Here is a 16,947-nt window from a genome sequence, read left to right on the forward strand (position 1 = left end):
GCTTATGGAATGGATAAAGGAGCTCCCTGTAAGCCGAGACCCTAAAGGTGCAACAGGCATCGTGTCATTGCCATTGGACTCCATTCTATATATCCACTTCTACGAGGCCGTTATTCAAGTCCATACCGCAACAGAAATGTATTACTTCACGTTAGGGAGCAATCTAAGCTTGCTTGTCGATAACCTCAACAACTCGGGATTCCATTTCGAGAAAACCGATCGTGCGCAGGTCGCAGATTATCGACGAATTAGCCATATCGAGAAAACCGAGTTTTTTCAGTACAGAGGTTACTTCGAGGGTACGGCCAAATATGTGATCTTCTCGGAAAGCAATTACAGGAAAGCCGCGAAAATATTAAAGGATCGCTCGAAATAGAGCGATCCTTTAATATTAACAATCCAATCGTTAAAAGTTCTCCGCCTACTCGGCGAAGAGCTTTTCTTCACATATCAGAAAGTATAAATGATTTTCTATACTCTTCTGATATGTCTCCGACATAAACGTTCCCCCGCCATCCCTAAGGACGGCGAAGAACGTTTATGCTTGTTTTACGAGGAAAAGGTCGACAAAAGGGTTAAAATAAGGCAAAATGTCGATAAGATCACCATGGAAAAGGAGAGCTTTCGTGAAACGGAAATTATTACTGTTGGTAGCCATGTTCTTGGCAGTCGGACTAATTACTCATCCTTACCATGGACAAGCTTTATCCGATATCGAGAAAATCGACAATGAACTGAAAAGCCTCAAAGAAGATATGGATAGGGCACAACATCAGCAGAGATACGCAAAGAAAAGCGTCCAAGAATTAACCGGCAAAAAGCAAGCTTCCAAAGAAGATTTAGAAGCCATTATCGGACGAATCGATCAGATTCAGCAGAAACTGGATACGACGCAATCAAACATAGCAATAGCGGAAGAAAAGTTGCTCCGTACGGGAGAAGAGCTGGAAGAAGCTATTAAGCAGTTAAATAATCGCAAAGAACTGATGGACTCCAGAATTCGCATGGCTTACACCGCGGGACCTGTTTCCTATTTGGACGTTCTGTTTAGCTCCGCAAGCTTTTCTGATTTCCTAGATCGCTTCAACACGGTGGAATCGATCGCGGCGCAAGACCGCAACATTGCGCAGGAGCATCAAAACTATTCGGAGTCGGTCGCGCAGAAAAAGGAACAAAGAGGACAAGAGTTAAACAATGTGAAAGCACTCTACGCTCGGCTGCAAACCCAAAAGGCCGAGCTGCAGCAGCAAGAATTGGATAAAGAAGTCATGATCGCTAACCTTGACAAGAAGATCGAAAGCCTGGAAGAAATCAGCGAAGAAGCCGAGAAACAGCTGACGGAATTCGTAAAGAAGGCTTCGGCCCTTGAGGCGAAAAAAAATCGGATCAAGAACTATTATAAGGGCGGCAAATTAGGCATGCCGTTGAAAGACGATTATCGCCTGTCCTCCCCATTCGGTTATCGCATTCATCCCATCACCGGGAAAAGTAAGCTTCATGGAGGCTTGGATATGGCTGCTCCTAAGGGAACGGCTGTTTATGCCGCAGAATCGGGAGTCGTTCTCGGAGCTCGCTGGATGAATGATTACGGCAATGCGATCGTTATCGATCATGGAGGCAACTTATCGACTCTATATGGTCATTTAAGCGCTATTCACGTGAAGGAAGGCGAGACCGTCAAAAGAGGCGAGAAAATCGGACTCGTAGGCTCCACCGGCGTCTCGACCGGCAATCATCTGCACTTCGAGGTTCGCAAAGATTATGAACGGGTTAACCCCGAGCCTTATTTGAAGTAGGGGGCACATTCGTCCGATATTTGCATTCCGGCTTACAACGTCCTTACAAGCAAAAATCCCGTTCCGCGCATATCGCGGAACGGGATTTCGTATTCGCGCATGATTCTTCAATCGGCTACTAGCAGAGCTGCCCCGATCGCTCCTGCTTCTTTGCCTAGAAGCGGACTAACGATCTTCACGTTCGATCTCATCGAGCCGATACCGCGATCGGCAATCGCCTCGTTCATCGGTTCTAACAACGGAGCGCCGATGCTGGAAGCCCCGCCCCCGAGCACGATGACCTCCGGATTCATCATATGAATGAGACTCACCAATCCATTGCCCAGCGCCTGTCCCGCATCGCGCAACACTCCGACGGAAAGCTCGTCTCCGAGCGCAGCCGCTTCCGCGACGTGACGGGACGTAATCGGATTTCCGCCGGCCTTCTCCGTTAGAAGAGCGGCCTTCTCCGGGAACTCGGCTACGAGTTGCTGTGCCCGCCTTCCGATCGCCGTTCCCGAAGCGTACAATTCCAAACATCCGACATTGCCGCAGAGACAGCGAGGGCCATTCAAATCGATCGTAATATGACCAAGCTCCCCTGCGCTTGAATCTCTGCCGCGGATTAGCTTGCCCGCGCTGATCAATCCCGCTCCGATGCCGGTGGACACCGTGACGTAGACGCAGTTTTTCGTTCCCCGTCCGGCTCCTACCGCCCATTCTCCGTATGCCGCCGCATTCGCGTCATTTTCCAAATTCACGGGAACTCCGAACTCCTGCCCCAACAGTTTACCTAGCGGAACTTGATTCCAGCCCAGGTTCGAAGCATAAGCGACGATTCCTTCTTCCGCATTTAACGTACCCGCGGTCGCAACGCCGATGCTTGCGAGCTGTTGGGACGGCTCCAAACAGGATTTAATCAATTCGATCATTCTCCGAATAACGGGTTCGGAGCCCTCGTGCGCGTTCGTGCTCGTTTCCGATTTCTTTAGGATTTCTCCTTGCTCGTTCAATATGACCGCTAGAATTTTAGTGCCGCCTAAATCGATGCCTGCATAAACTTTGTTATTCATAACTAGAACTAACCTCCATGTGAATCCAGAACGGATGCGCTGAATATTTTTTGAAGCATTAACGTAGCCGAGCCGTACAAAGCCCCTTTCTCGCCGAAGGAAGCTTGCAGAACCCTCTCTCTCGTAAACTTGAACGGAAACGGAAAGCTTTCAAGCGCCGCTCTCAGCTTCTCCGTAAGTTTGGCGGAACGATTCATCCAGCCTTCAAGAACGACGACCTCGGGACTGATGAAATTAACCGTGCTTGCGATCGTTAACCTTGTCACGCTAATGATATGGTCGAATACCGGTTCCAACCAACTCTCGCCCTCTTCGTAGCGAGCGATAACCTCGTCGAAAGATTCAGGGATCGCCAAACCTTGTTCCTTGGCGAGGAATTGGCATTTGTTCAGAATGAACGGGCTGGTGAGAACCGTTTCCACGCAACCGATTTGACCGCAATTACAGATTTTCCCGTTAGGATCGACCGGAATATGACCGATTTCGCCCGCCGCTCCGTTATATCCCGAATGAATTTGCGAATTCAGGATAATTCCCGCTCCGATGCCTTCGTTGATCGTTAGATAGAGCAGACTGCTCTTATCTTTGCCTGCTCCGAAATAATGCTCGGCGAAAGCGGCCGCGTTGGAATCGTTAACGATTCTGACGGGAACGTTCGGGAACACTTCCGAAATTTGTTTTCTCAGGTTGAAATTCGAAAGCTTCAAGAAGCTGGAATAGAGGACGGTCTCTTCGTTCTCGTCGATAATTCCCGGAGTCGATATCCCGATCCCCATAATCAACTCTGCATTTAAGGATTCAACCTGGTTCATGCAATCTTTCAGCGCGGCGTTGATCTGTTCAGCCAAGGAATCGTTGCCGATCGCTATCGTAGTCTTCATCTCGGTAATGCATTGCCCGTGAAGGTTCATCACTGCGCAGATTAACGATTGATTCCCTATCGAGATTCCGATGACGTATCCGCCGTTTTTGTTGATCTGCAGAGATATCGCTCTTCTTCCCGCTCCGGATGACGGCTTCTCGCCGACTTCTTCTACGAAGTTCTTTGCCATTAATTGTTCTATAAGGACGGAAACCGTCGTAGCGCTAAGTTTTGTCATCTTTGTGAGCTCGGCCCGGGTGATTCTCCCCGATCTATGAAGCAAATTCATGATCATCGCCGTATTAATTTCCTTCATTAACTGCAAGTTTCCCTTTATGCGCAAAGCCCACCTACCCTCCTAACCGAACTTCATTCTACACAGTTTATCATAAAATCGAATTATTTAATTCACTGGACTTAATTAATTCCGCCAACCCTATTTCTCTCGCTTAACCTGGCAAAACCGAATTAAATTCCGTCCGCTCTCAACTCACCGTCTTTATCCAATCTCTGGCTTGTTTAGCAGGGAGCGGCTTGCTGAACAAGTAACCTTGGATGCAATCGCATTCGTATTTCTTCAAATAGTCCAACTGCGCGTACGTTTCAACGCCTTCCGCCACCACCTTGATTCCCAATCCCTGGGCCAATCGGATGACGAGTCCGGTTAACGGTTGGTGATCCATGTTGTCCGGAATTTGCTCGATGAAGCTCTTGTCGATCTTAAGCGTCGTAATCGGAAGCTTCATAAGATGACTAAGCGACGAGAACCCTCTGCCGAAGTCGTCCAATGCGATGTTCACGCCGTGCTCTTTCAGTCGGGAGAGCTTGTCCGCAATCTGATCCAAAGATTCGATGACCATTGATTCCGTCACCTCGAGTTCCAAGTAACGCGGATCCAATCCCGTTTCGCGCAAAACATTCATGACCGTTTCGACGTAACGATGCCCCAGCAATTGGACGACGGACACGTTCACGGAGACGATCGGCGCAAGGTGACCGGCCTCATGGACGGTCTTGATGAATTCGCAAGCCGTACGGAGAACCCATTCCCCGATCGGAACGATCAGATGCGTTTCCTCGGCGATCTTAATGAATTGATCGGGCGGAATGAAGCCGAGTTCGGGACTGTTCCATCGGATTAAAGCTTCGAACCCCGCCGCGTCGGAGCTGCCTAGGTGAATCTGCGGCTGATAGTGAAGCACGAACTCCCCGTTATCCATAGCGAAGCGAAGAAGACGTTCCATTTCCGCCCTATGTTGAAGAGGAACGCTTAAAGCGTCCTCGTAGAAAGCGAAGCTATTTTTTCTGTTCCGCTTCACCTGGTAAAGGGCGATATCCGCGTTCTTCAGCAATTGATCCAGCGTACGGCCATGCGTCGGAAAATGCGAGATCCCCACGCTGCATGTCATATGCATCCTGTGTTCGCCAACCGCGAAAGAGCTCTCGAACAAATCCATCAGCATCTCGACCCTCACCTGCAATCGATCCTTGGATTGTCGGGTCACGACGACCCACTCGTCGCCTCCAAGCCGGTAAAGCTGCTCTGCGGGATTAAGCCAGTCGGTTAACCGAGCAGAGATTTCCTTAATTAGCCGGTCGCCGAATGCATGCCCCAGCGTGTCATTGACGTATTTGAAATCATCCAAATCAATGTAAAACAGAGATACGTCCTTTAATATTCGCAAGTTCTCATACAAAGCCAGTCGATTCGAAAGTCCGGTGAGTTGATCGCGAAAAGCAACCTGGCGAAGCTCTTCCCGGCTTTGCAGCAATTGCGAGTATTGATGTTGGAGCTTACGTTCCGTCACGCTCATGCGGAAGGTGGTCCGATAAATCAGATAGAATAGCAGCAAAGCCGTCATTCCGATATAAAACCAACCCTTGATTAAGCTAAAACGGGCAAACAGCTCTTTGTTCGGCACAAGGGCATTCAAAGCCTGATCCGAGAACAAGATCCACAATGCTCCGCAGATCAAATATACCAATGATATTCTTAACGATGCCGCGAACGGCAAGCCGGCCTGCAACTTTGTTGAATGATTCGGCTTCCGATCTTGGTATTGAACTTGCTCCCTCATGGCTCGGCCTCCCCTGCGTTGAGATGCACGGGCTGTGTTCTCCGCGACGACCTTTAGTAACACAATTCTCCATAAAACAAGGGAATCCTTCACGCTCGATCAAACTCCTACTATTAGGAAGAAACCGTATTCGAAGGCGACTCGGTATGCGAGGTCCTTTTTCTTCGAGTGAGCTTCCATTTCCGTGAAGATACGGCAAGAGATGTACAGCCAAAGCTAGCTATTACAATAAAGAAAGGAAGGACATCCAATCGATAACGAGTTTGAATTTCAATGATCAAATGAAGCGCCGAATAGGCTAGTAAAAGTAATATTGGAAACGATATAGCCGATATTCGCCAAGTCGATAGGAGTGTTCCCGCGCCTCCGGAACGAGTGCTTTTCCATTGGTGAAACAATAGCATGATTATCGAAAACCATCCGAAGAGAGCATACGCCGCATATTGACTTCTTTCGACCGCAACTAGCTTCAATTGCCAATCGTACGTATTTTCGATCGCTCCTAAGCTCCAATTCACCGAATCATCCGTGCCTGCCCACATTATGGACCATTTTTCCAGGAAAAGCGCAGCAACTTCAACCGGATCGTTTAGCCGTTCCTTTAGGATCGCTAACTCCACTTCATTCCGTTCGGGACCCAAAGGATAATTCACTACGTACCGAGCATCTTTATCGTTCCATTGTCCTCCCGATTCCGCATTTAACCCCACCATGAATTTCCAGTAGGGTTCCTGGTTCGAGTTTAGCTTTAATTCCGTTATACCGGCAGCGATCAAGGAATAGCTAACGAGCTGTTGTACGACGATATATACAGCGATGAAACTCGCGCCTTTTTTGACAATCGTGCCGACTCGTTGCTGCCATCTTCCCGCTTTCATCGATTCGAACAAAACGACGAACAACAAAAATATACCAACATAAAAGGAGCCCATAGGACGGAAAACCGACCCTAGAGCAAAGCACAAGGCGACCGCCATCGAGCCCGATATTCCGTTTCTTCCTCTATGCGTCACGGCGATGCAGCAACCTGCCGCGAATAACAACGTCGATAGATGCTGGTTCGTTAGTACCGAGCTCATAATGATATTAGGAATGTAAGTCGCATACATAAGTCCGGCTATTCGCCCGCTCGTTTCCCCGAATAGGCTTGCCGCCATACGGTACACGATCCATACGGTCAGCGTCTCGAACAATGCGTTAAATAGCTTAAGCGGAACTAATGAAGCTCCGAAAATCCGCACAATTAATCCTTCATATAAAGTGTAGCCCAGTTGGTAAACCCATCGGATATAATAATCCATTTTACTGAATGAAAAATCCCCGTCGGCAGCCTTAATCGCATAATCGTACATCACCTTAAAGTCCGACACGGGCTGGGTGTCCACGGATAGAACCCATGCAACCCGGGAACCCAGCGCGATAACAATCAAAACAACAGCGTAAATCCCCCGGGAAATCGGACGGTTAAGCCAGCGTGAGATCACCCCGTACCCAATAACCGCGCTAAGCGTAAATCCTACAGTGGCGGTGATCGAACCCGTTACTCTTATTCTATCGAGAAGAGCGATTATGACTATGGATATAAAGAACAAAAGGCCAGACCACATCAAAATTCTCATTGCGTTTAAGGGTACGGGATGACTTCGTTGTCCGTGATCGTTCATATGTTTTGTACTCCTCCTCCTCGCTCCTCATCCATTATAGCTTTTCGCAAGTTGGATAAATTTCAGGAATGAAACGATATTGTGACAAAATAAAATGCCTATTGAAATGGCAGAGCAATAAGATTATGATAGGGACATCGAAAGAATGTGAATTAAATCACATTATCGGTTTGGTGTTTGGTGTTTGGTGCTTGGTTCTTGGTGCTTGGTGTTTGGTGCTTGGTATCGATGCTGCTCCGCACCTTATTATGTGAAATAAATCACAATACTATCTAGGAGGAACCCTCTATGAAAATCATCGTTATTGGTTGCACCCATGCCGGAACGGCTACCGTTACCCAAATGGCTAAGCTTTACCCTGATGCCGATATTACCGTATACGAGCGTAATGATAACGTATCTTTCCTATCGTGCGGCATTGCGCTTCATGTCGGGGGCGTCGTTAATAATGCGGAGCAGCTTTTCTATTCGAACCCTGAACAATTGAAAAGACTCGGCATCAACACAAAAATGCGCCATGACGTCCTCAGCATCAATACGGATCGAAAAACCGTAAGAGTACGCAACCTCGTAACCAGAGAAACCAACATTGACACTTATGACAAGTTGGTAGTGACAACGGGCTCGTGGCCGATTATTCCGCAAATGGAAGGCATCGGGTTGGACAACATTTTACTATGCAAAAATTACGCGCATGCCCAGACCATCATTCAAAAAGCCGAAAGCGCAAGAAAGATCGTCGTCGTAGGCGCCGGATATATCGGAATCGAGCTTGTGGAAGCTTTCGAGCAATTAGGCAAACAGGTTACTTTGATCGATAATACGCCGCGCGTACTGTTCAAGTATTTGGATGAGCCCTTTACGGATCTGGTGGAAACCGAGTTAAAAACACGGGGAGTCGAGTTAGCGCTCGGACAGTGCGTTACAGCATTTACCGGAGAAAATAATCAGGTTCATAAAGTCACGACGACCGCCGGTCAATACGAAGCCGATCTTGTTATTCTTTGCATCGGATTCCGCCCTAATACGGCTTTGCTGCAAGATCAAGTGGAAATGCTCCCTAACGGCGCTATCCTCGTTGATGAATACATGCGCACGAGTTGTCCGGATGTATATGCCGCCGGCGATAGCTGCGCGATCCGGTTTAACCCGACCGGCAAACACGCTTACATTCCTCTGGCCACGAACGCCGTCCGGATGGGAACGCTCGTTGCCCGCAATTTGATTAAACCAACGATTAAGTACCTAGGAACGCAAGGCACTTCGGGAATTAAGATTTTCGACTATAATATCGCATCGACGGGGATGACGGAACAAGCCGCTCTTGACGCGGGAATGAATGTGAAAGAAATCACAATAAACGACGACTACCGTCCGGATTTCATGCCTACGCATGAAAAAGCGTTGTTGAAGGTCGTTTACGAAGAAGAAAGCGGAAGAATCGTCGGCGCGCAGGTTCTATCGAAAGCGGATCTGACGCAATCGATCAACACCCTATCGGTATGTATCCAGAACAACATGACGATGGACGAGCTCGGATTCGTCGACTTCTTCTTCCAACCTCATTACAACAAACCTTGGAACTTGCTGAACCAAGCGGGTTTGCAAGCCTATTCGACGGTCGGTTGATCCAACCGGATTCCCGGCTTCATGTTCTACCCGGAGTTATTCCGACAAGGATGATCTCGGAATCAAGTAAGGCGTTAATTCAATAGCCGCATCCGTGGCCAGGAACGTATTTCTCGCTTCCGCTTCCAAGACCGCCAGATCCTCCGGTTTGTAGCGGGAGCTGAAGTGCGTAAGGATCAGCCGTCCAACCTCCGCATCCCGCGCGGTTTCCGCAGCCTGCACCGAGGTGGCGTGACCGTATTCATCGGCTTTATCGGCGAGATCATGCGCGAACGTCGCCTCGTGAACCAACAGATCCGCGCCTTGCGCCAGCTTCACGGCATTGGGGCATGGCTTCGTATCCCCCAATACCACGACGACGCGACCGGCTATCGGATGGCCGACCACATTCGATGAGCGAACCGTCCGCCCGTCTTCCAATACCACGTCTTCGCCCGATTTCAGCCTGCCGTAAGCGGGACCTGAAGGAACGCCCAACTCGGCAAGCAACCGAGTATTGAGGGCTCCGACTCTAGGAAGCTCGACGACTCTGTATCCGAAGCTATCGATCCGGTGATCCAATAGGGCTGCTTCTACGCTGAAAGCCCCATCCTCGAACACCGTTCCTTCCTCGATTTCACGAATGTGCAAAGGATACCCCAAATGAGTTTCGGAAATCCGCAACGCGGTTTCGGTAAACTCGCGCAGTCCCGGCGGTCCGTACAGCTCCAACGGTTCGGTTCCGCCTAGCGACGCCCTGCTGCTTAATATACCCGGAAGTCCGAAGAGATGATCGCCGTGAAGGTGAGTAATGAACAGCTTCTCTAAGCGGCTTAATCGGAAAGGCGTGCTCAACAACTGATGCTGAGTCCCTTCCCCGCAATCGAACAACCAGAACGTTCCCCTATCCTGCGGCATGCGCAGCGCGATGGACGTCACGTTCCTACCCGAAATAGGCATGCCGGCGCTTGTTCCTAAGAACCAAAGCTCCATTTCCTTCCCCCCTCACGGGTATAGCTTGTGCCATGTGCGTGCTCTTTAATCTATGCAACTCACCCACCGGCACATCATGCCACTTCTCGCAGCAAGCTGCGGAAAATGAACCGGAAGCGATTAAACCCCGGTACGCCGCTTTTGATTATTTTGCACCTTGTGAATCTGAGTTTTCATTTTCTTGCCATCCGTCGAGTGATTGCCTTGTCGCCCGTTCGCTTGCTGCTGCGCCTGTTTTTTTCTCTCCAGAATACGTTTGATCGCGTCTGCCTGACTCGGCTTCTTCGATTGGTCCGCGTCGACGTTAGGGTCGACGCGATTTGTATGATTGTCGCTCATTTGATCACCCCATATCCGTTTTACTTGTCTATTTTACAACATCGAAGCCCTTTCATCATCATCTAAATCTATTCCCCATTTCCCATCGTTCGATCCGAGAGATTCTCCCGATCGATCGGAAAGAAATTCCAACACAATTGGACAATAATCCTTATAATAGAGTAGATAGCAATTATACTTGCGGGGTGTAAGCGATGAGATTTATAGGTTTGTTACTCGTTTGCTGTCTTATTTTGACGGCCTGCGGCAATGGCTCGAAATCAAACTCCAGCGATAATGCGCACGCAGCCCATAAACCGACGTTGGATGTCAAACTGAACGTCACTGGAAATCAGGTTACCGTAACCGTGGACACGGACATGACGATCTCGCCGGAGCACTATGGCAAGGGACGCAAAGCAGGAGAAGGACATATCCATATGTATTTGGACGACCAAAATAAAATCAGCGTTACGGAGGGTCAACACGTGTTCTCCGATCTTACCTCCGGCAAGCATAAATTAAAAGTATCCTTGCACAACAATGATCACACCCCGTATGACGTGACTGAAACCTACGACTTCGATATTCAATAACTTCCTTAATACAGGAGAAACGTCATGCACAGAAAACTAAGCCTGCAAAGTCGAATTATCATTCTCGTCACCACCGTAACCGTCCTCTTGATGTCCGTTATCGTCTGGTTCGATTCCTACAGCCTGCAGAAATCCGTCGAAGAAACCTACGTAAGCCAATTGGACGGGATGACGACGGCCATCAACGGCAGATATGAAGAATCCCACTCCATACAAGACGTCCAGCAAATATTCGACTATATCCAGTACAAAGACGGCAACGTATTGCAGCTTACCCTGTACGGAGAAGACGAAGTTCTGGCCTCGACGGACCGCAATTTGATCGGTCAACCCGCCCCGCCAGGACTGCTGCATGCGCTCGAGCTTGAAAAAACGCTCGTCGATCGCATCCGTCACGATGACGACGGCATTCCCAAAGACAAGCTTACGGCACCGCTTAAGGAAGACGGCGTGACCATCGGGGCCATCGAATTGCTCGTGAACACTTCCGAAAGCAGGGAGTTGATTCAAGACCGAATCCAATTCATCATCGGCGTCGGACTATCGATATCCGTGCTCCTGTTGTTCGCATTGTCCCTTATCATCCGCAAATTGCTGATCCGTCCGTTATTGAAAATTCGGGAAGCCGCCATCTCCGTGAAAAAAGGCTCTGCCTACAAGGAGATCGTCCTCGACTCCAGCCAGGAGATTAACGAGGTTGCCTCAGCCTTCAACGAAATGGTTCATAATCTGGAAGGCCGATACAAAGAGCTCCAGCTCGCGCAGAAGCAGCTCGTGGAATCCGAGAAGATGGTCGCGCTAGGCAATCTGGTTGCCGGGGTATCGCATGAGATCAACACGCCGATCGGAATCGGCGTTACGGCGGCCTCGTACATGGACGAGAAGTCCAAAGCTTTCCTAGCCCTGTTCCAAGACGGCAAAATGAAACGGTCGGACCTCGAAGACTATCTCAAGACCGTTCGGGAGACGACTGGGATGATCCAAAGTAATCTATTCCGTGCTTCTGAGCTCATACGAAGCTTCAAGCAAGTCGCCGTGGACCGTTCTATCGATACCAAGCGCAGGTTCATGATGAAGGAATATATCCAGGAAGTCCTTATTAGTCTTCAACCTAATCTGAAGAAAACGAAACATCGGGTTTCGCTAACCGGCAAGGAAGAGCTCTTGCTATTCAGCGATCCCGGCGCAATCTCGCAAATCATCACTAACTTAATCATGAATTCGATTATCCACGCTTACTCGCAGGAAGACGTAGGCCATATCCAGATCGACGTGACCTCTCATCTCAACGAGCTTACATTGCACTATTCGGACGACGGAAAAGGCATGTCCCAGGAAATCGTCGATCAAATTTTCAATCCTTTCTTCACGACGAACCGGGGCGGCGGCGGTACCGGACTAGGCATGCATATCGTCTACAATCTAGTCACGCAGTCTTTGTACGGAACGATTAGATGCGAGAGCACCGTAGGCGAAGGTACGCATTTTATTATCCAAATTCCAATGATGAACGAGGGATGACATAATGGATCGCAATCAACAAGACGATTTCCTTATCTTTGCAGAGGATGAACAAGAAAATATCGCCGGAGCCGGATATGTCAAAGAACGTTGGAAAGTCATTATCGTGGACGATGAAACGGAAGTCCATAACGTTACCCGCATGGTGTTGAGCGACTTCGAGTTCGATGGCAAATCGTTGGAGTTCATTAGCGCATATAACGAAACGGAAGCGCTCCAAGTGATTAAGGACAATCCGGATACGGCCATCATTCTGCTCGACGTCGTTATGGATCAGGACGACTCGGGATTAAGAATCGTTAAATACATACGCGAGCAGTTAAAGTACCATTGGGTTCGAATTATTTTGCGTACGGGACAGCCCGGACAAGCTCCGGAGAAGATCGTCATCACGAACTACGATATTAACGACTATAAAGAGAAAACCGAGTTAACTTCGCAGAAGCTGTTCACGACGATCATGTCGGCGTTGCGTTCCTTCAGGGATATTATGGTCATCGAGAACAACAAGATCGGCTTGGAAAAGATCATTAATTCGTCCGCCGATTTATTCGAATTAAAATCGATGAGAAAATTCGCTTCCGGCGTTCTAACTCAATTGACCTCGATCATGAATTTGAACAAGAACGCGCTTCATTGCAATAGCTATGCCGTTTCCAAAGGCCAGGAAGCCATATATATTCTGGCGGCGACGGGCGATTATTGCCCGGATGAGAACGTTAGAGTCGAAGAAGTCGTTCCCGAGCACGTCCTGAGAAGTATCGAAAATACGTTCCGGGAAAAAAAAGGAGATTTCTTCGACGACCACTTTACTTGGTATTTCGAAAGCAAGACGGGGAGCGAGAACGTCATCTATTTCGAAGGCTCCGTCAAATTAAACGAATGGAACCGGTATTTGATCGAAATCTATTGCTCTAACGTATCCGTCGCTTTCGAGAACATCTATCTGAACGAGGAAGTCGAGAACACCCAGAAGGAAATCATTTTTACGTTGGGCGAGATCGCCGAAACCCGTTCCAAAGAAACCGGGTACCACGTGAAGAGAGTCGCGGAATATTCCAAGCTGCTCGCACTCAAATACGGGATGCCCGAGGAAGAAGCCGAAATCGTCAGGCTGGCCTCTTCCATGCACGACGTCGGCAAAGTCGCCGTACCCGATGCGATCTTGAATAAACCGGGCAAGCTCACATCCGAAGAATTCGAAACGATCAAGAACCATACCATCCATGGCTATGCGATGCTTAACCATTCGAACCGCGAGATTATTAAGACCGCGGCCATTATCGCCCATCAACATCACGAGAAGTTCAACGGACAAGGCTACCCGAACGGATTGTCGGGGGAGAACATCCATATTTACGGAAGAATCGCCGCATTGGCCGACGTATTCGACGCTCTTGGAAGCGAAAGAGTCTATAAGAAGGCTTGGCCGCTCGAAGAGATACTGGATTATTTCAGACAAGAGAGCGGACAGCATTTCGACCCCCGCCTCGTGTCGATTTTCTTCGATAATCTTCCGGGAATTCTTAAGATCAGAGATCAGTATACGGACGCCGCTAATTACCAAAGCGAACCTGAAGCTTTAACCTGAACCTTCAACCGAAAAGGAGAGTCCCGGTCGACGGGACTCTCCTTTTCATATTCGACTGATTTACTGAGCCGTGTACAAGAACCGTTCGATGACCGCCAACCGATCTTCGTTCAGCGGTCCCGTGTTGTCGAACATCAATACGCTGTTCGCGGGAAGTTCCCACTTCGGCAACCTCACCGCTAACGAACGACTGAATTCATCCCAATGCTCGAGCTTCCAACGATCCAGCTCCGTCGCTCTCATCCCGATTCGATCACGATAATCGTCTATACTCGCAAGATGAACGACGACGACCTTAACCTCTACGGGATCAGAGGAATCACCGATTCGATGCAACTGCTGCCGAATCCAATTCGGATCTTCGCTCTCCTTCGTGAATGGACCGATTACGAAAACATCCGTCCCGATCGCCGCGTTCTCGAGCGCGGCATCCATCGTGATCCGATAGCCCAGATCCCGGCACAAACACTTATATTCCGGGGAATCCCGATCCTGAGGATCTAACCCGGCTAACGTCATTATCGCTTCCGCCGCCGGACGCAGCAGCGTATCCATGTCGAGTACCGCGGCTCCGCGCTTGCCCGCTACCCGCTTAGCCAACGTCGTCTTTCCCCCGCCGGCTCCTCCTATGAAAAATACCAATTTCGGCATTCGAGTTTTCTCCCGTCATTCCTGATCGTTACCAGAAAATTTCCTCGTAAACGAATCCGTCCTCGCCGTACAAGTTAATCAACCCCGAAGTAATGCCTTTGCTTAGAGGCAACAGATAACCTCTTTGGTCCCCGATATCGAACTTCAGCTTCTTCGTCTCTCCCTTGTTAGACACAGAGATGACGCATGAAGTTATTCGATGTCCCTTAGCTTTATCGTAAATGACGACGCTCATATATCCATGCGATCTCTTGAACGATATGCCTTCCTTGTCCTCTCCGACGGAGATCATCATATTTTCCTGCCCAAGCTTCCCGTTGCGCAATCGTTGAATGGAGTATGTGCTGGCTTCGTCCTCTCTAACCTCCAGAACGACGGCCTCGTATTTGGAAACGAGCTTATAATCGACGATCGGGAGTTTACGTTCGGCGATATAGGCCTTCAGTTCCTCTTCCGTAATCGCCTTAGCGGCCTCTTCATCCCATTCGACCGGATATTCGCCAACCCATTCCGCCCATTCCTCCGGCGATTCCAATTCGCTGCGGTACTTCTCCCCTGTAATCACTAGCGCGGATTTGGTCCGGTTATCCCATTTTACTTCGATTCCGAGCGCTTCCGCGAAAGGACGCAGCGGAATCATAGCTTCTTCTCCTTGCAGGAACGGAACGGCTCCTTCGAGATCGCCCGTATGGGAGGTTTCCCTTTCTCCGCTCATCTGACGGTACCGGAATGTCCCCTGACCGAGCACGAAGCCGATGTTCACATCGTCGCGATAAATGGAAACGGATCGGGTACCCTGCTCTTCCGCGATTAGAAACTGACCCTGAATTTGCGGATGCTCGACGAACCGGACGGGAACGAACACTCGTCCGTTGTTTACGACGGCCGGAAGAGTTTTCGGGAACTCGACGAGATTATCGTTCAGGACGATCTGGGTTGCATATAAGGATTTGGACTCAGAAGCATAGATCTGTGATGGCAGGCTAAGTACAACGCATAATCCCAAAGTGATCAGTATGTTTTGTTTTCGCATTTTGTCCGACCTTTCGGGTGCTTTTGCCTATCTATTCGCTCCTGTGAGCGAAAATCCCTTTAATCGACAGGACTTTTCCCGCAAGTCCGATTGCAAATGGCGGCGCAGGAACGAAATCTCACGTGTCGTCCGTTTGGCGAATCGCAAATATTAGTATCAAGTCTTAGTATCTTATTATATAATTTGATTGGAAATCACCATTAGCTAACGGAGGAGATCAGATGGATGACTTTGCGAAAAATCTTCTGACAACTAGAGAGCGATTGTTGAACGAGATTTCATCCCTAAGCGACGATGAATTCAATCGTACATTCGAGACGAGCCGTTGGAGTATCGCTCAAATCTGTCATCATTTGTGGAAAACGGAAACTTTGTTCGGAAAAGCGATTTTAAATGGGCTTGACCAAGGAACTTCGTCGCGAACGGAACGAAAACCGATTCAAGTCGTATCGGATATGTCCACGAAGTATTCGGCGCCTAAAATATCAGAACCCGGTTCGGGCCCTTTTCAAGTTCCACGGATCATCGAACTATTAAGCGACTCGAGAAATAAGTTCTTGGGCGTTCTCGACAAGATCGAAGACCCCTCCATTTTGAAGGAAATAACCGTGTATAATCCTCGGTTCGATGAATTGCCTCTGGATCAATGGATCGAACTGTTATATTTACACGAGCAAAGACATATCGAGCAAATCAAAAATCTCAAAGCGCTTAGCTAATACGACGTTTAAGGGTCGACCCGTTTTCGATTTTTCAACCAGCCGGCAAAGCCGTTTACGAGGAACAGCAACACGCCGACTTCTATCGCATGATCCGCCACGTTAAGAATGCCTCCCGAGCGGATGATAAAATCGGTCACTTGGCCGAACAATAGGCGATCCACCCCGTTCCCTACGGCGCCTCCCACGAGAAAACCCAAGCTTATACCGATAAGTGCGCCTTTCGCTTGGCCAGAACGCCGATAATAGACGACTCCGATGACGAATAGAACCGCTAACACGCCGAACAGTCTCCCGTAACCTTGGAATAGGCTGCTGGCCATGCCGCTATTCTCGTAATGCGTAAACCGGATTCCCCAAAGCGTCGCGTACTCTCCGACTTCAATGTGGATACGAACGAGTATTTTCGTCATCTGATCAACCAAGACGACGAACAACGCAATGACATAGAACAACATGAAGCTC

The 16,947-nt window shown here is 49.0% G+C and carries 16 protein-coding genes; 7 read left to right on the forward strand and 9 right to left on the reverse strand.

Going from position 1 to position 16,947, the window contains the following annotated elements:
- Positions 1-4 precede the first annotated feature (4 nt).
- A complete protein-coding gene (locus HH215_RS15770; RefSeq protein ID WP_169280771.1) occupies positions 5-376 on the forward strand; it encodes a LytTR family transcriptional regulator DNA-binding domain-containing protein in 372 nt (123 codons plus the stop codon).
- A 250-nt stretch (positions 377-626) separates the two neighbouring features.
- Positions 627-1,796 carry a murein hydrolase activator EnvC family protein gene (locus HH215_RS15775; RefSeq protein WP_169280772.1) on the forward strand — a complete coding sequence of 390 codons (1,170 nt, stop codon included), beginning with the start codon at positions 627-629 and terminating at the stop codon, positions 1,794-1,796.
- Positions 1,797-1,903: 107 nt separating this feature from the next.
- Here HH215_RS15775 and HH215_RS15780 read toward each other — a convergent pair whose 3' ends face one another.
- From HH215_RS15780 to HH215_RS15795, 4 genes are all read right to left on the reverse strand, one after another.
- Positions 1,904-2,848, reverse strand: coding sequence for an ROK family protein (locus tag HH215_RS15780; protein ID WP_169280773.1), 945 nt, complete (start codon positions 2,846-2,848; stop codon positions 1,904-1,906).
- Positions 2,849-2,856: 8 nt separating this feature from the next.
- Positions 2,857-4,053, reverse strand: coding sequence for an ROK family transcriptional regulator (locus HH215_RS15785; protein ID WP_169280774.1), 1,197 nt, complete (start codon positions 4,051-4,053; stop codon positions 2,857-2,859).
- A gap of 142 nt (positions 4,054-4,195) precedes the next feature.
- Positions 4,196-5,788: a putative bifunctional diguanylate cyclase/phosphodiesterase gene (locus HH215_RS15790; RefSeq protein ID WP_169280775.1), complete on the reverse strand. Its 1,593-nt coding sequence runs from the start codon at positions 5,786-5,788 to the stop codon at positions 4,196-4,198.
- A 113-nt stretch (positions 5,789-5,901) separates the two neighbouring features.
- The gene (locus HH215_RS15795; RefSeq protein WP_169280776.1) at positions 5,902-7,452 is read right to left on the reverse strand and encodes an ArnT family glycosyltransferase; all 1,551 of its coding nucleotides are present in this window, start codon (positions 7,450-7,452) and stop codon (positions 5,902-5,904) included.
- Positions 7,453-7,740: 288 nt separating this feature from the next.
- Here HH215_RS15795 and HH215_RS15800 point away from each other — a divergent pair, with 288 nt between their 5' ends.
- Complete coding sequence (locus HH215_RS15800) at positions 7,741-9,081, forward strand: FAD-dependent oxidoreductase (RefSeq protein WP_169280777.1); 1,341 nt, start codon at positions 7,741-7,743, stop codon at positions 9,079-9,081.
- A gap of 36 nt (positions 9,082-9,117) precedes the next feature.
- Here HH215_RS15800 and rnz read toward each other — a convergent pair whose 3' ends face one another.
- A complete protein-coding gene (gene rnz, locus HH215_RS15805; protein WP_169280778.1) occupies positions 9,118-10,053 on the reverse strand; it encodes a ribonuclease Z in 936 nt (311 codons plus the stop codon).
- Between the two features lie 120 nt (positions 10,054-10,173).
- Positions 10,174-10,392: a hypothetical protein gene (locus tag HH215_RS15810; protein WP_169280779.1), complete on the reverse strand. Its 219-nt coding sequence runs from the start codon at positions 10,390-10,392 to the stop codon at positions 10,174-10,176.
- Positions 10,393-10,586: 194 nt separating this feature from the next.
- Between HH215_RS15810 and HH215_RS15815 the strand changes: the two genes are divergently transcribed.
- Genes HH215_RS15815 through HH215_RS15825 form a run of 3 tightly spaced genes read left to right on the forward strand, consistent with a single transcriptional unit; the run spans position 10,587 to position 14,079 of the window.
- Positions 10,587-10,967 (forward strand): hypothetical protein, encoded by a 381-nt coding sequence (locus HH215_RS15815; RefSeq protein ID WP_169280780.1) that lies wholly within the window; start codon positions 10,587-10,589, stop codon positions 10,965-10,967.
- A gap of 24 nt (positions 10,968-10,991) precedes the next feature.
- Positions 10,992-12,488, forward strand: coding sequence for a sensor histidine kinase (locus tag HH215_RS15820; protein ID WP_169280781.1), 1,497 nt, complete (start codon positions 10,992-10,994; stop codon positions 12,486-12,488).
- A 4-nt stretch (positions 12,489-12,492) separates the two neighbouring features.
- Complete coding sequence (locus HH215_RS15825) at positions 12,493-14,079, forward strand: DUF3369 domain-containing protein (RefSeq protein ID WP_169280782.1); 1,587 nt, start codon at positions 12,493-12,495, stop codon at positions 14,077-14,079.
- Positions 14,080-14,139: 60 nt separating this feature from the next.
- On the opposite strand, the gene HH215_RS15830 is transcribed toward HH215_RS15825, so the two are convergent.
- Complete coding sequence (locus HH215_RS15830) at positions 14,140-14,730, reverse strand: P-loop nucleotide/nucleoside kinase family protein (RefSeq protein ID WP_169280783.1); 591 nt, start codon at positions 14,728-14,730, stop codon at positions 14,140-14,142.
- Positions 14,731-14,758: 28 nt separating this feature from the next.
- Positions 14,759-15,763, reverse strand: a complete 1,005-nt coding sequence (locus HH215_RS15835; RefSeq protein ID WP_169280784.1) for a stalk domain-containing protein — start codon at positions 15,761-15,763, stop codon at positions 14,759-14,761.
- 221 nt (positions 15,764-15,984) lie between these two features.
- On the opposite strand from HH215_RS15835, the gene HH215_RS15840 reads away from it, so the two are divergent.
- Positions 15,985-16,482: a DinB family protein gene (locus HH215_RS15840; RefSeq protein ID WP_169280785.1), complete on the forward strand. Its 498-nt coding sequence runs from the start codon at positions 15,985-15,987 to the stop codon at positions 16,480-16,482.
- Positions 16,483-16,490: 8 nt separating this feature from the next.
- Here the strand turns inward: HH215_RS15840 and lspA are convergent, their stop codons facing one another.
- On the reverse strand, positions 16,491-16,940 hold the full coding sequence (gene lspA / locus HH215_RS15845) for a signal peptidase II (RefSeq protein WP_169280786.1): 450 nt from the start codon (positions 16,938-16,940) through the stop codon (positions 16,491-16,493).
- Positions 16,941-16,947 lie beyond the last annotated feature (7 nt).

Origin of the sequence: Cohnella herbarum, from assembly GCF_012849095.1 — a bacterium.
Lineage (GTDB): Bacteria > Bacillota > Bacilli > Paenibacillales > Paenibacillaceae > Cohnella > Cohnella herbarum.

Coding starts and splice junctions, on each gene's coding strand:
- HH215_RS15780 (WP_169280773.1), bottom strand. CDS start 2,848: ATGAATAACAAAGTTTATGCAGGCATCGATTTAGGCGGCACTAAAATT.
- HH215_RS15825 (WP_169280782.1), top strand. CDS start 12,493: ATGGATCGCAATCAACAAGACGATTTCCTTATCTTTGCAGAGGATGAA.
- HH215_RS15840 (WP_169280785.1), top strand. CDS start 15,985: ATGGATGACTTTGCGAAAAATCTTCTGACAACTAGAGAGCGATTGTTG.
- rnz (WP_169280778.1), bottom strand. CDS start 10,053: ATGGAGCTTTGGTTCTTAGGAACAAGCGCCGGCATGCCTATTTCGGGT.
- HH215_RS15800 (WP_169280777.1), top strand. CDS start 7,741: ATGAAAATCATCGTTATTGGTTGCACCCATGCCGGAACGGCTACCGTT.
- HH215_RS15835 (WP_169280784.1), bottom strand. CDS start 15,763: ATGCGAAAACAAAACATACTGATCACTTTGGGATTATGCGTTGTACTT.
- HH215_RS15795 (WP_169280776.1), bottom strand. CDS start 7,452: ATGAACGATCACGGACAACGAAGTCATCCCGTACCCTTAAACGCAATG.
- HH215_RS15770 (WP_169280771.1), top strand. CDS start 5: ATGGAATGGATAAAGGAGCTCCCTGTAAGCCGAGACCCTAAAGGTGCA.
- HH215_RS15820 (WP_169280781.1), top strand. CDS start 10,992: ATGCACAGAAAACTAAGCCTGCAAAGTCGAATTATCATTCTCGTCACC.
- HH215_RS15830 (WP_169280783.1), bottom strand. CDS start 14,730: ATGCCGAAATTGGTATTTTTCATAGGAGGAGCCGGCGGGGGAAAGACG.
- lspA (WP_169280786.1), bottom strand. CDS start 16,940: ATGTTGTTCTATGTCATTGCGTTGTTCGTCGTCTTGGTTGATCAGATG.
- HH215_RS15815 (WP_169280780.1), top strand. CDS start 10,587: ATGAGATTTATAGGTTTGTTACTCGTTTGCTGTCTTATTTTGACGGCC.
- HH215_RS15790 (WP_169280775.1), bottom strand. CDS start 5,788: ATGAGGGAGCAAGTTCAATACCAAGATCGGAAGCCGAATCATTCAACA.
- HH215_RS15810 (WP_169280779.1), bottom strand. CDS start 10,392: ATGAGCGACAATCATACAAATCGCGTCGACCCTAACGTCGACGCGGAC.